At 73.1% G+C, this 12,522-nt stretch carries 9 protein-coding genes; 6 read left to right on the top strand and 3 right to left on the bottom strand.

Features of this window, described 5'->3' with window-relative positions; translation table 11 throughout:
* Positions 1–212: 212 nt before the first annotated feature.
* Positions 213–536 (bottom strand): WhiB family transcriptional regulator, encoded by a 324-nt coding sequence (locus ACIQUR_RS14075; protein WP_399946158.1) that lies wholly within the window; start codon positions 534–536, stop codon positions 213–215.
* A 379-nt stretch (positions 537–915) separates the two neighbouring features.
* Here ACIQUR_RS14075 and ACIQUR_RS14070 point away from each other — a divergent pair, with 379 nt between their 5' ends.
* From ACIQUR_RS14070 to ACIQUR_RS14055, 4 genes are all read left to right on the top strand, one after another.
* Positions 916–1,527, top strand: a complete 612-nt coding sequence (locus ACIQUR_RS14070) for a response regulator transcription factor (protein WP_003948568.1) — start codon at positions 916–918, stop codon at positions 1,525–1,527.
* Positions 1,528–1,837: 310 nt separating this feature from the next.
* The gene (locus tag ACIQUR_RS14065) at positions 1,838–2,467 is read left to right on the top strand and encodes a sigma-70 family RNA polymerase sigma factor (RefSeq protein WP_399946161.1); all 630 of its coding nucleotides are present in this window, start codon (positions 1,838–1,840) and stop codon (positions 2,465–2,467) included.
* Between the two features lie 194 nt (positions 2,468–2,661).
* The gene (gene guaB / locus ACIQUR_RS14060) at positions 2,662–4,167 is read left to right on the top strand and encodes an IMP dehydrogenase (protein ID WP_403663368.1); all 1,506 of its coding nucleotides are present in this window, start codon (positions 2,662–2,664) and stop codon (positions 4,165–4,167) included.
* A gap of 197 nt (positions 4,168–4,364) precedes the next feature.
* Complete coding sequence (locus ACIQUR_RS14055) at positions 4,365–5,489, top strand: GuaB3 family IMP dehydrogenase-related protein (protein ID WP_403663365.1); 1,125 nt, start codon at positions 4,365–4,367, stop codon at positions 5,487–5,489.
* Between the two features lie 112 nt (positions 5,490–5,601).
* Here the strand turns inward: ACIQUR_RS14055 and ACIQUR_RS14050 are convergent, their stop codons facing one another.
* Together ACIQUR_RS14050 and ACIQUR_RS14045 are read right to left on the bottom strand one after the other, a co-directional pair.
* Complete coding sequence (locus tag ACIQUR_RS14050) at positions 5,602–6,171, bottom strand: hypothetical protein (protein ID WP_403663362.1); 570 nt, start codon at positions 6,169–6,171, stop codon at positions 5,602–5,604.
* A gap of 130 nt (positions 6,172–6,301) precedes the next feature.
* A complete protein-coding gene (locus ACIQUR_RS14045) occupies positions 6,302–7,531 on the bottom strand; it encodes a nucleotide sugar dehydrogenase (protein WP_403663359.1) in 1,230 nt (409 codons plus the stop codon).
* A 221-nt stretch (positions 7,532–7,752) separates the two neighbouring features.
* Here ACIQUR_RS14045 and ACIQUR_RS14040 point away from each other — a divergent pair, with 221 nt between their 5' ends.
* Together ACIQUR_RS14040 and ACIQUR_RS14035 are read left to right on the top strand one after the other, a co-directional pair.
* Positions 7,753–9,459 carry a glycerol-3-phosphate dehydrogenase/oxidase gene (locus tag ACIQUR_RS14040; protein ID WP_403663356.1) on the top strand — a complete coding sequence of 569 codons (1,707 nt, stop codon included), beginning with the start codon at positions 7,753–7,755 and terminating at the stop codon, positions 9,457–9,459.
* A 159-nt stretch (positions 9,460–9,618) separates the two neighbouring features.
* A complete protein-coding gene (locus tag ACIQUR_RS14035) occupies positions 9,619–12,387 on the top strand; it encodes a protein kinase (protein WP_403663353.1) in 2,769 nt (922 codons plus the stop codon).
* The last annotated feature ends 135 nt before the right edge of the window (positions 12,388–12,522 follow it).

Genomic DNA, 12,522 nt, shown 5'->3' with positions numbered 1-12,522 from the left:
CCAACCCGCGGCCTTATATACAACACTCCCCCGGGGCGGGGGGGGCCCCCGGGGGGGGGGGCCCCCCCCCCCCCCCGCGGGGGGGGGGGGGGGGGGGGGGGGGGGGGGCGGGGGGCGCCCCCCCCCCCCGCGACACGCCCGGGGGCGTTCGCGGATGCCCGCCCCCGGCAGGGTGTGCGGAATCGTTCCTTCAGCGCCTTTCGAACACTGGTTCAGTGGGCAGCCGTGCCACCCGCTCCCGATGCGGAGATGAGCCGGTGCCGGGCGCGGCCCATCAGCTCCTCGCGCTCGTCCTCGGTCAGCCCTCCCCACACGCCATAGGGCTCACGTACGGCGAGGGCGTGCGCGGCGCATTCGGCACGCACCGGGCATCGCATGCAGACCTCTTTAGCCGAGGCCTCGCGCGCGCTCCGGGCCGCGCCCCGCTCGCCCTCCGGGTGGAAGAAGAGGGAGCTGTCGACCCCCCGGCAGGCGGCCAGCAGCTGCCAGTCCCAGAGGTCGGCGTTCGGTCCGGGGAGGCGGGAGAAATCTGCCATGGGTAGTCCTCTTGAAGCCGGTACTGAGGCGGATACGGTCCATGTCTCCACATCTACTATCCGAGTAGATGTAAATATGACTCATTGGGAATCTAGCCTCAGACACGTGCCGAACGGAAGAAAAGCCGCCAAATAGGGCATAGGTCCAGATGGAGGACAGATGGCCTGTCATGCCAGCGCTGTGTTCGCTTCCTCACGTAGAGTGCCGAAGGTGTCCGTCCGACCCGTAACTCTTTCGAGTGACCATCGTTGAGAGTGCGAAGGCGGTTGAAAGAACAAGTTCCCGGACAGGTGTCCGAGGGCATCGACCGCACAGGTGACGATACGTACCAGCCTGGAGGCTCAAGGTGACGTGCATCAGCAGCTGCGGAGGGCGGCCATGACTTCCGTCCTCGTCTGCGACGACTCCCCGCTCGCCCGAGAGGCGCTCCGCCGCGCGGTTGCCACCGTGCCCGGCGTCGAGCGCGTGACGACGGCCGCCAACGGCGAGGAAGTCCTCCGCCGCTGGGGTGCCGACCGGTCCGACCTGATCCTCATGGACGTACGGATGCCCGGCCTCGGCGGCGTCGAGACCGTGCGCCGCCTGCTCTCGGCCGACCCCGGGGCCCGCATCATCATGCTGACGGTCGCCGAGGACCTCGACGGCGTGGCCCTCGCGGTCGCCGCGGGCGCCCGCGGGTACCTCCACAAGGACGCCTCCCGCGCCGAGCTGCGTGCGACGGTCACCCAGGCGCTGGCCGACCCGACCTGGCGGCTCGCCCCGCGGCGGCTGCGGTCGGCCGAGATGGGTGCCGCGCCCACGCTCACCGCACGCGAGATCCAGGTGCTGGAGGGCATGAGCCACGGCCGGTCCAACGCGGAGATCGGGCGCGAGCTCTTCCTCTCCGAGGACACCGTCAAGACCCACGCGCGCCGGCTCTTCAAGAAGCTCGGCGCCTCGGACCGCGCCCACGCCGTGGCACTCGGGTTCCGCTGGGGCCTCGTCCGCTGAGGCCTCCGCCGCATCCGATCTGACCACAGCCCCCTCGACTCGGCCGGAACCGGTGTGCGCGAGGGGGTTGGCGGGGCAGAATCGGGTGGGGGAACCTCCCGGCGCTGGCTGGGGGAGTGTCGCTTCGGACGCGATGCCGCATGCTTGAGGAATACCGCATTCTTGAGATGTGGCGGTCCTCGGGGACCATTCGGCCGAGCGGGAGGGGAGGGCGCAGACGATGACATCAGGCGCGCCCGCTCATAACGCTTCGATGCACAACACGGGCCAGGGTGCCGCAGAAGGCCCGGCGTCGGGGCACCATGGATCGATGCGCGACGACGAGGCCCTGGGGTCCCCCACGGCCACCGGCCCTGCGGGGCCCCCCAAGGAGGGCGGCCAGGGGGCCGTCGGCGCACTGGTACGCCGGGCCGTCGAGGGGGACGAGCAGGCCACCCACGACCTGCTCGCCCACGTGCACCCGCTCGCGCTGCGCTACTGCCGCACCCGGCTGTCCCGGCTGCCCGGGGACGCGCGGCACTTCGTGGAGGACCTGGCGCAGGAGGTCTGCGTCGCCGTCCTGATGGCCCTGCCCCGGTACCGCGACACGGGCCGGCCCTTCGAGGCCTTCGTCTTCGCCATCGCCGCGCACAAGGTCGCCGACCTCCAGCGGGCCGCCATGCGGCACCCCGGGAGCACGGCCGTGCCGTCGGACGAGATGCCCGAGCGGCCGGACGACTCGCTGGGGCCTGAGGAGCGCGCGCTGCTCAGCAGCGACGCCGCCTGGGCCAAGAAGCTGCTGGCCAACCTGCCCGAGAACCAGCGCGAGCTGCTCGTACTGCGGGTGGCCGTCGGTCTGACCGCGGAGGAGACCGGCCAGATGCTCGGCATGTCGCCGGGGGCCGTCCGGGTGGCGCAGCACCGCGCGCTCAGCCGACTGCGGGCGCTCGCGGAGCAGTGAGGGCCCGCCGGGCGGTGAGCGCGCCGGGAGCCCGCGGGCCGCGCACGCGGGCGAATACCACAAGACGGCAATTTCTGCGCCCAAACTTGTAGCAAGGTACGAAAATTGCGGTCGATCTTCATCGTGGAATGAGACGCGCCGCGATCCCGTTAGCATGGACATCTGCGCTGAGCAAGACCATCTGGGAAGGTGTCATGACTGTCAACGTCGACGGAGTGCCCGACAAATTCGCCTCGCTCGGGCTGACTTACGACGACGTCCTGCTGCTGCCGGGCGCGTCCGACATGGCCCCGGACGAGATCGACACCTCCTCCCTCATCTCCCGGAACGTCCGCGTGAACGTCCCGCTGCTCTCCGCGGCGATGGACAAGGTCACCGAGGCGCGCATGGCCATCGCGATGGCCCGCCAGGGCGGCGTCGGCGTCCTGCACCGCAACCTCTCGATCGCCGACCAGGCCAACCAGGTGGACCTGGTCAAGCGGTCCGAGTCGGGCATGGTCACCGACCCGATCACCGTCCACCCCGACGCGACCCTGCGCGAGGCGGACGAGCTCTGCGCGAAGTTCCGCATCTCCGGCGTGCCGGTCACCGACCCCGCGGGCAAGCTGCTCGGCATCGTCACCAACCGCGACATGGCCTTCGAGTCGGACCGCAGCCGCCAGGTGCGCGAGGTCATGACCCCGATGCCGCTGGTCACGGGCAAGGTCGGCATCTCCGGCGTCGACGCCATGGAGCTGCTGCGCCGCCACAAGATCGAGAAGCTGCCGCTGGTCGACGAGTCCGGCATCCTCAAGGGCCTCATCACGGTCAAGGACTTCGTCAAGGCGGAGAAGTACCCGAACGCCGCGAAGGACAAAGACGGCCGCCTGCTGGTCGGCGCCGCCGTCGGCGTCGCCGGCGACGCGTACGAGCGCGCCCAGGCCCTGATCGAGGCGGGCGCCGACTTCATCGTCGTCGACACCGCCCACGGCCACTCCCGCCTGGTCGGCGACATGGTCTCCAAGATCAAGTCGAACTCCTCCGTCGACGTCATCGGCGGCAACGTCGCCACCCGCGACGGCGCCCAGGCGCTCGTCGACGCCGGTTGCGACGGCATCAAGGTCGGCGTCGGCCCCGGCTCCATCTGCACCACCCGCGTGGTCGCCGGCATCGGCGTCCCGCAGGTCACCGCGATCTACGAGGCCTCGCTGGCCGCCAAGGCCGCGGGCGTCCCGGTCATCGGCGACGGCGGCCTCCAGTACTCCGGCGACATCGCCAAGGCGCTCGTCGCCGGCGCGGACACGGTCATGCTGGGCTCGCTGCTCGCGGGCTGCGAGGAGTCCCCGGGCGAGCTGCTCTTCATCAACGGCAAGCAGTTCAAGTCGTACCGCGGCATGGGCTCCCTGGGCGCCATGCAGTCCCGCGGCGACCGCAAGTCGTTCTCCAAGGACCGCTACTTCCAGGAGGGCGTCGGCGGTGACGACAAGCTGATCCCCGAGGGCATCGAGGGCCAGGTGCCCTACCGCGGCCCGCTCGCGGCGGTCGTCCACCAGTTGGTCGGCGGCCTGCGCCAGTCGATGTTCTACGTCGGCGGCCGCACGGTGCCGGAGCTCCAGGACCGCGGCCGGTTCGTCCGCATCACCTCGGCGGGTCTCAAGGAGAGCCACCCGCACGACATCCAGATGACGGTCGAGGCGCCGAACTACTCCCGCAAGGGCTGAGCAGGCACGGAGGGGGCGGACCCGGGTGACGGGTCCGCCCCCTCCTGCGTGCCCGGGTCCGTGCGGCCGGCGTGCCGGGCACCGCGCGCCGGCCCCGGGCCGGGCGCGCGTGCGTCCGTACAGCGGTCACGGGAACGCGACCGTCCGCCCTTCGGGGATACTGGACGGGCAGAGTCAAGAGGGAAAGGCCACCACACGTGACTGAGATCGAGATCGGGCGCGGCAAGCGCGGCCGCAGGGCGTACGCGTTCGACGACATCGCCATCGTCCCGAGCCGCCGTACGCGGGACCCGAAGGAGGTCTCGATCGCCTGGCAGATCGACGCCTACCGCTTCGAGCTCCCCTTCCTGGCCGCCCCGATGGACTCGGTCGTCTCCCCGCAGACCGCGATCCGCATCGGCGAGCTCGGTGGCCTGGGCGTCCTCAACCTCGAGGGCCTGTGGACCCGGTACGAGGACCCGCAGCCGCTGCTCGACGAGATCGCCACGCTGGACGAGGAGACCGCCACCCGCCGCCTCCAGGAGATCTACGCCGCCCCGATCCAGGCGGACCTGATCGGCCAGCGCATCAAGGAGGTGCGCGACTCCGGCGTCGTGACCGCCGCCGCGCTCTCGCCGCAGCGCACCGCGCAGTTCTCCAAGGCCGTCGTCGACGCGGGCGTGGACATCTTCGTGATCCGCGGCACCACCGTCTCCGCCGAGCACGTCTCCGGCGCGGCCGAGCCGCTGAACCTGAAGCAGTTCATCTACGAGCTCGACGTCCCGGTCATCGTGGGCGGCTGCGCCACCTACACCGCGGCCCTGCACCTGATGCGCACCGGCGCGGCGGGCGTCCTGGTCGGCTTCGGCGGCGGCGCGGCGCACACCACCCGCAACGTCCTGGGCATCCAGGTCCCGATGGCGACCGCGGTCGCCGACGTGGCCGCCGCCCGCCGCGACTACATGGACGAGTCCGGCGGCCGGTACGTCCACGTCATCGCCGACGGCGGCGTGGGCTGGTCCGGCGACCTGCCCAAGGCCATCGCCTGCGGTGCGGACGCCGTGATGATGGGCTCCCCGCTCGCCCGCGCCACCGACGCGCCCGGCCGCGGCCACCACTGGGGCATGGAGGCCGTCCACGAGGACGTGCCGCGCGGCAAGAAGGTGGACCTGGGCACGGTCGGCACCACCGAGGAGATCCTCACCGGCCCGTCCCACAGCCCCGACGGCTCGATGAACCTCTTCGGCGCCCTGCGCCGCTCGATGGCGACCACGGGCTACAGCGAGCTCAAGGAGTTCCAGCGCGTCGAGGTGACGGTCGCGGACTCCCAGCACCGCCGCTGACCCGTCCCGCACGCGAGGAGGCCCGGCACCCCACACGGGGCACCGGGCCTCCGGCACGTCCGGACCCGCCGCCGGATCCCTCGGGACAGCGGCGCGCCGCAGCCCCCGGCCGTCAGGCCGAGGTCTTGCGGGTGGTCTGGTAGGCGACGACCGCACCGATGGCGAAGAAGAGGAAGTCCATCGGGCCGATGGCCTCCTTCCACGCCGCGTGCAGCGTGGAGAGGCCCAGCGAGGAGACCAGGTCCAGCGTGGTGGTGTGGAGCTCCTCGGCGCCGAGCATGGCGACGCCGTACAGCTGGCCCGCGTAGACGGCGCCGAGCGCGAGGACCGCGCTGAGGACCGGGGTGACCGGGTTCGGGCCGCCGAGCTTGCCCGCGGCCAGGCCGATCAGCAGGCCGACGCCGACCGCCGCGTAGCCGACCTGGTACTCGGTGGTGCCGATGATCAGGCCGTAGAGCGCGGCGGTGACCAGGGCCGCCAGCACCGCGGCGGCGATGCCGAGCCCGGCGTTCCCCTTGCGGGCGGGCGCGGCCGGGGCGTAGCCCCAGCCCTCCATGCCCGGGGCCGGCGCCTGGCCGGGTACCGGTGCCGCGGGCGCGGTGGCGGTGGTGACGGCCTCGGCGGTGACGGCCTGGGCCGGAGCCGCGTCGGGCGCGGCGGGCTGCGGAGCGGTGTCGCTCATGGGTGAAATCCCCCCCAGGGATTTGCGGCACGGCCGTCCCTGGGAACAGGCGTGCGGAGAAAATGTCGCCGAAGGCCAGCAGTACCGGCCCGGTGGGCAAGAGGGGATTTCTCCGGGGGGACCGGTGCGGTCAGAGGCGGTGGGCCGTGCCCACGGGGGTGGCTCCGCGGGTGTCGAGGAGCAGTTGTGCCTTCACCGCGAGGCCCTGGAGGTCGTACGTGCGGTGGTGCTGGAGGAGGATCGTCAGGTCCGCGTTGGCCGCCGCCTCGTAGAGGGAGTCGGCGCGCGCGACCGGCTGGTCCCGGACGCGCCAGCCCGCCACGTACGGGTCGTGGTAGCTGATCAGCGCCCCGAGGTCGAGCAGCCGGGAGGCGATCTCGCGGGCGGGGGAGCCCTCCTGGTCGGCCAGGTCCGGCTTGTAGGTGACGCCCAGGAGCAGGACGCGGGCGCCGCGGGCCGACTTGCCGTGCTCGTTGAGGAGGGTGGCGCAGCGCTGGATGACGTACTGCGGCATGCGGTTGTTGACCTCCTGGGCGAGGCCGACCATGCGCAGGGGGTGGCCGGGGGTGCGGGTGGGCACGGCCAGGTAGCCGGGGTCGAGGGGGACGCCGTGGCCGCCGACGCCGGGGCCCGGCCGGAAGGCCTGGAAGCCGTACGGCTTGGTCTCCGCGCACCGGATGACGTCCCAGAGGTCGACGCCGAGGTCGTGGCAGAGCACCGCCATCTCGTTCACCAGCGCGATGTTGACGTGCCGGTAGTTGGTCTCCAGCAGCTGGACGGTCTCGGCCTCGCGCAGTCCCCGGGCGCGCACCACCTTGTCGGTGAGCCGGGCGTAGAAGGCGGCGGCCGACTCCGTGCAGGCGGGGGTGAGGCCGCCGATCACCTTGGGGGTGTTGGCGATCCCGTGGGTGCGGTTGCCGGGGTCGAGGCGGCTGGGGGAATAGGCCAGGTGGAAGTCGCGGCCGGCCCGCAGCCGGGAGCCGGATTCGAGCAGGGGCCTGAGGTAGTCCTCGGTCACGCCGGGGTACGCGGCGGACTCCAGGATCACGGTGGTGTGCGGCCGCAGCCGCGCGGCCAGGGCGCGGGCCGCGTCGCCCACGGCGGACAGGTCGAGGGCCCGGTCGGCGCCCAGCGGGGTGGGCGCGCAGATGACGGCGGTACGCACCCTCCCGAGCTCCGCCGGGTCGGTGGCGATCCGGAATCCGGCCGCCGACATGCGGCGGATCTCGGCCGCGGTGAGGCTGCTGTCGGTCGCTGGGCCGGTGTCGTAGCCGACGGTCTCGATCCCGGCGGCGACGGCGGCCTGGGCGAGGGGCAGGCCGAGGTGGCCGAGGCCGATGACGGCGAGATCTGCGGGCATGGGGGTGGCCGTCCTTCCCTAACCGGAGGTGGCTGGGTGCGCAAGTCCTGTGGATGAGGGGAGCTGGCGCTATGTCAGACTAGGCGTATATATGACCGATCTGCGGCATTGTGGGACGGCGGCCACCTTGTGTTGTCCACAGGCGGTGGCCGGCCGGGGAGCGTGCGGTCAGAATCGAGGTGGGTCATGTGGGCGACCACCCCGACCAACGGGAGGCAGCGGTGAGGACGGCGACACTCGGACCCGCGCAGCGCACCGAGGCGCTCGCTCGGATGGCCGAGCGGGAACTGGACGTGCTGGTCGTGGGCGCGGGCGTGGTGGGCGCGGGCACCGCCCTCGACGCGGCCACCAGAGGCCTCGCGACCGGTCTGGTGGAGGCGCGGGACTGGGCCTCGGGCACCTCCAGCCGGTCCAGCAAACTGATCCACGGCGGGCTGCGCTACCTGGAGATGCTCGACTTCGCGCTCGTACGGGAGGCGCTGAAGGAGCGCGGGCTGCTGCTGGAGCGGCTCGCGCCGCACCTGGTGAAGCCGGTGCCGTTCCTGTACCCCCTCCAGCACAAGGGCTGGGAGCGGTTCTACGCCGGCTCCGGCGTCGCGCTGTACGACGCGATGTCGGTGTCCAGCGGCCACGGGCGCGGACTGCCCGTACACCGCCACCTGACCCGCAAGCGGGCGCTGCGGGTCGCGCCCTGCCTGCGCAAGGACGCCCTGGTGGGCGCCCTGCAGTACTACGACGCCCAGATGGACGACGCGCGGTTCGTCGCCACCCTGGTGCGCACCGCCGCCGCGTACGGCACCCTCGCGGCGAACCGCGCCCGGGTGACCGGCTTCCTCCGGGAGGGCGAGCGGGTGGTCGGCGCCCGGGTGAAGGACGTCGAGGCCGGCGGGGAGTACGAGATCCGCGCCAAGCAGATCGTGAACGCCACGGGGGTGTGGACGGACGACACCCAGGCGCTCATCGGCGAGCGCGGCCAGTTCCACGTGCGGGCGTCCAAGGGCATCCACCTGGTGGTGCCGAAGGACCGCATCCATTCGTCCACCGGGCTGATCCTGCGGACCGAGAAGTCGGTGCTCTTCGTCATCCCGTGGGGCCGGCACTGGATCGTCGGGACCACGGACACGGACTGGGACCTGGACAAGGCGCACCCGGCGGCGTCGAGCGCGGACATCGACTACCTCCTGGAGCACGTGAACTCGGTGCTGGCCGTGCCGCTCACCCGGGAGGACGTGCAGGGCGTGTACGCGGGCCTGCGGCCCCTCCTGGCCGGCGAGTCGGACGCGACCAGCAAGCTCTCGCGGGAGCACACCGTGGCGCACCCGGCGCCGGGGCTCGTGGTGGTCGCGGGCGGCAAGTACACGACGTACCGGGTGATGGCCAAGGACGCGGTGGACGAGGCGGTGCACGGGCTGGACCAGCGGGTCGCGGAGTGCGTCACGGAGGACGTCCCGCTGGTGGGCGCGGAGGGCTACCGCGCGCTGTGGAACGCGCGGGCGCGGATCGCCGCCCGTACCGGACTCCACGTGGCGCGGGTCGAGCACCTGCTGAACCGCTACGGCTCGCTGGCGGAGGAGGTGCTGGACATGATCGAGCGGGACCCGGGGCTCGCCGCGCCGCTGGGCGGCGCGGACGACTACCTCCGGGCGGAGGTGGTGTACGCGGCCTCGCACGAGGGGGCCCGGCACCTGGACGACGTACTGACCCGGCGGACCCGGATCTCGATCGAGACCTTCGACCGCGGGACCCGGTCGGCGCGCGAGTGCGCGGAGTTGATGGCTCCGGTGCTGGGGTGGGACGAGGGTCAGGTGGAGCGGGAGGTCGAGCACTACGAGAAGCGCGTGGAGGCGGAGCGGGAGTCGCAGCGGCAGCCGGACGACCAGACCGCCGACGCGGCCAGGCTGGGGGCGCCGGAGATCGTTCCGCTCTAGCGGGAGTGCCGTATCACGGGTGTTCCGGGGAACCGCGGACCCGGGACACCCGTCCGTGCCGGAGTGAGGAACAATAAGGTTCCTGCCGGGGCGGGTTGCCGTGGTCTCCGGCGGACGCCGGTCAACCCGGAGCAGGCGGCACGATCGTTGAGGGGACGCATGTCGAAGCCGGAGCACACCACTTCCGCTGGCGCGGATGCCGCCGGTTCCGAGGGTTCCGCCCGCGCGGACGGCGGTGCCGCCCGCACGGAGGCAGCCTCCCCCGGGACGGGTGCCGCGAAGTCCGCCACCGCGAACTCCGCTTCCGCCGAAGGGCGTTCCACCGGTGAGGCCCCCGCGGCCGGGCGGAACGGCTCCGGGAGCGCCGGCGCGGCCTCCGGTTCCGGGTCCGGGCAGCAGGACGCGCGTTCCCCCGCGACGGAAGGCGAGGCGGTGCCCGGTTCCTCCGGCGCCGGCCCGGCCGACGCCTCCGCAGGTTCCGCCGACCCGGCTTCCGGTGCCGCGGCCACGGCCGCCGATCTGGTGGACGCGGCCTTCGGGCCGGCCGACGCGGCCGCGGGTGCGGACGCCGCCGGCTCCGGGACGGCTGACGCTCCCGCAGGTGCCGAGGCCACCGGTTCCGGCGCGGCTGACGATGCCGCAGCTGCCCCCAAGCGGGACCCGAGGCCCGCCGCCGCGGCGGCCGCTTCCGCTTCCGCTTCCGGCTCCGGTACGGGCTCCGGCCGCGCGGCCAAGGCGGCCGCGCCCGAGTCCGGTTCGCCGGCGCCCGAGCCCGTACGGTTCGGCAAGGCGGCCCGTGACACCTCGGCACCCGCGAAGCCCGCGGCACTTCCCGCGGACCGGGCGGGCGCCGCCGGCGCTCCGGCGGCCGCCAAGGCCGTGGCTCTGGGCAAGGACACGAAGGACTCCAAGGACTCCAAGGACTCCAAGGACGCCGAGAACGCCGACGGCGTCGTCCGGCCCGCCACCGCCGATCCGGCACCGCGCGGCGGCTCGGCCGCGGCCGGCAGCGTCGCGCGCGAGGCGCGGGACAAGGGCCCGGTCGGGACCGGCGGCGGGACCGAGGACCAGGAAGGCCGGCTGCTCGCCGGCCGGTACCGCCTCGGCCGCGTGCTCGGCAAGGGCGGCATGGGCACCGTCTGGCGGGCCGTCGACGAGACGCTCGGCCGTACGGTCGCCATCAAGGAACTCCGGTTCTCCTCCGGCGTCGACGAGGACGAGAAGCGCCGCCTGGTCACCCGTACCCTGCGCGAGGCCAAGGCCATCGCCCGGATCCGGAACGACGGCGCGGTCACCGTCTTCGACGTGGTCGACGAGGACGGCCGTCCCTGGATCGTCATGGAGCTCATCGAGGGCCCGTCCCTCGCCGAGTTCGTCCGCGAGCGAGGCACCCTGACGCCCCGCCGGGCGGCCGAGGTCGGCCTCGCCGTGCTCGACGTGCTGCGCGCCGCGCACGGCCAGGGCATCCTGCACCGCGACGTGAAGCCGTCCAACGTGCTCATCGCCGAGACCGGCCGCGTCGTGCTCACCGACTTCGGCATCGCGCAGGTCGAGGGCGACCCGTCGGTCACCTCGACCGGCATGCTCGTCGGGGCGCCCTCCTACATCTCGCCCGAGCGCGCCCGCGGCCAGAAGCCCGGCCCGCCGGCCGACATGTGGTCGCTCGGCGGCCTGCTCTACGCCGCCGTCGAGGGCGTGCCCCCGTACGACAAGGGCTCCGCCCTGGCCACGCTCACCGCGGTGATGACCGAGCCCGTGGACCCGCCGAAGAACGCGGGCCCGCTGGCGGAGGTCATCTACGGCCTGCTGGTGAAGGACCCCGAGCACCGCCTCGACGACGCGGGCGCGCGCGCCCTGCTCAACGAGGTCATCGCGATGCCCGAGCCCGAGCCGGAGCCCCCGGCCGACGAGACCCGGGTCATCGCGCTGCCCGTCGTACCCGAGGACAAGCCGAAGGCGGCCGTCCAGGAGGCGGGTCCCGCGCCCAAGCCGAAGGCGAAGCCCAAGCTCAAGACGCCCAAGGCCAAGAAGCCCAAGGCCAAGCCGAAGCCCGTCCCGCCCCCGCCCGGGCCGAAGTCCCCGGTGGCCGCCCCGCTCACGGACGTCGTGCCGCGCCAGACCATCGCGCTGGCCGTCGTCGCCGTCGTGGCCGTCCTCGCGCTCATCGGCGGGGCGATCGGCTGGGCGCTGAGCGGCGACGACAAGCCGGACGAGAACAAGAACGGCAAGAACGGGCGGGCCGCCTCCCCGGGCGCGTCCCGGCCGGCCGGTTCCGCGGGCGCCTCCGCGTCGGGCGGCAACAGCAGCGGCGCCAACGGCCAGGGCAGCCAGACGAGCCAGGGCCAGGGCGCCAAGCCCTCGGCCGGCCCGGGCGGCAAGGGCACGGACGCGACCGGCGGCAACGGCAGCGACACCGGCGGCACCGGCGCGACCGGCTCCACCACGGCCGGCCAGGGCACCGGCACCGCCCTGCCCGCCGGCTACGTCAAGGTCAGCGACGCGCGCTTCCACTTCTCGATGGCGATGCCGGCCGACTTCAAGCGCAACGCCATAGCGGGCAGCAACTCGGGCGGCATCTACAACCGCGACGGCGGCTACCCCCGGGTCCAGGTCGACTACAACGACAGCCCCACCGACGACGCCCGCCTGGCCTGGCTGCAGCTCGCCGGCGCCGTCGCGGGCAGCAGCGACGGCTACCGCCTGCTGGGCATCGCCGAGAAGGAGTACCGCGGGTACCCGACCGTGGCCGACTGGCAGTTCGAGCGCGAGGAGAACGGCCGGACCGTCCGCGTCCTCAACCGCGGCTTCAAGGTCGACGCCACCCACGGCTACGCGATCATGATCACCTGCGCGAAGGACGAGTGGGACGGCGCCGCGTGCAAGACGCTGCGCGACACGGCCTTCGCCACCTTCCAGCCCCTGGACTGACCCCGGCGGCGCCGCGGGTGGACCGCGGCGCCAATTCCCCTGACCAGCACGGTGCGTGAGCTCGCCGGACCCGGCGACGCGAGTGGGTGCTGCGACGTATCGTGAGGGTGCGGTGACGGGGGAACGGCACGCTAG

Source organism: Streptomyces sp. NPDC101132, assembly GCF_044759225.1.
Classification (GTDB): Bacteria; Actinomycetota; Actinomycetes; order Streptomycetales; family Streptomycetaceae; genus Streptomyces.
This window is presented reverse-complemented; position numbering and strand designations above follow the sequence as displayed.

Excerpts from the sequence above, each read along its gene's own strand:
- ACIQUR_RS14050 (WP_403663362.1), bottom strand. The coding sequence starts at position 6,171 with ATGAGCGACACCGCTCCGCAGCCCGCCGCGCCCGACGCGGCTCCGGCC.
- ACIQUR_RS14065 (WP_399946161.1), top strand. The coding sequence starts at position 1,838 with ATGCGCGACGACGAGGCCCTGGGGTCCCCCACGGCCACCGGCCCTGCG.
- ACIQUR_RS14035 (WP_403663353.1), top strand. The coding sequence starts at position 9,619 with ATGTCGAAGCCGGAGCACACCACTTCCGCTGGCGCGGATGCCGCCGGT.
- guaB (WP_403663368.1), top strand. The coding sequence starts at position 2,662 with ATGACTGTCAACGTCGACGGAGTGCCCGACAAATTCGCCTCGCTCGGG.
- ACIQUR_RS14045 (WP_403663359.1), bottom strand. The coding sequence starts at position 7,531 with ATGCCCGCAGATCTCGCCGTCATCGGCCTCGGCCACCTCGGCCTGCCC.
- ACIQUR_RS14070 (WP_003948568.1), top strand. The coding sequence starts at position 916 with ATGACTTCCGTCCTCGTCTGCGACGACTCCCCGCTCGCCCGAGAGGCG.
- ACIQUR_RS14075 (WP_399946158.1), bottom strand. The coding sequence starts at position 536 with ATGGCAGATTTCTCCCGCCTCCCCGGACCGAACGCCGACCTCTGGGAC.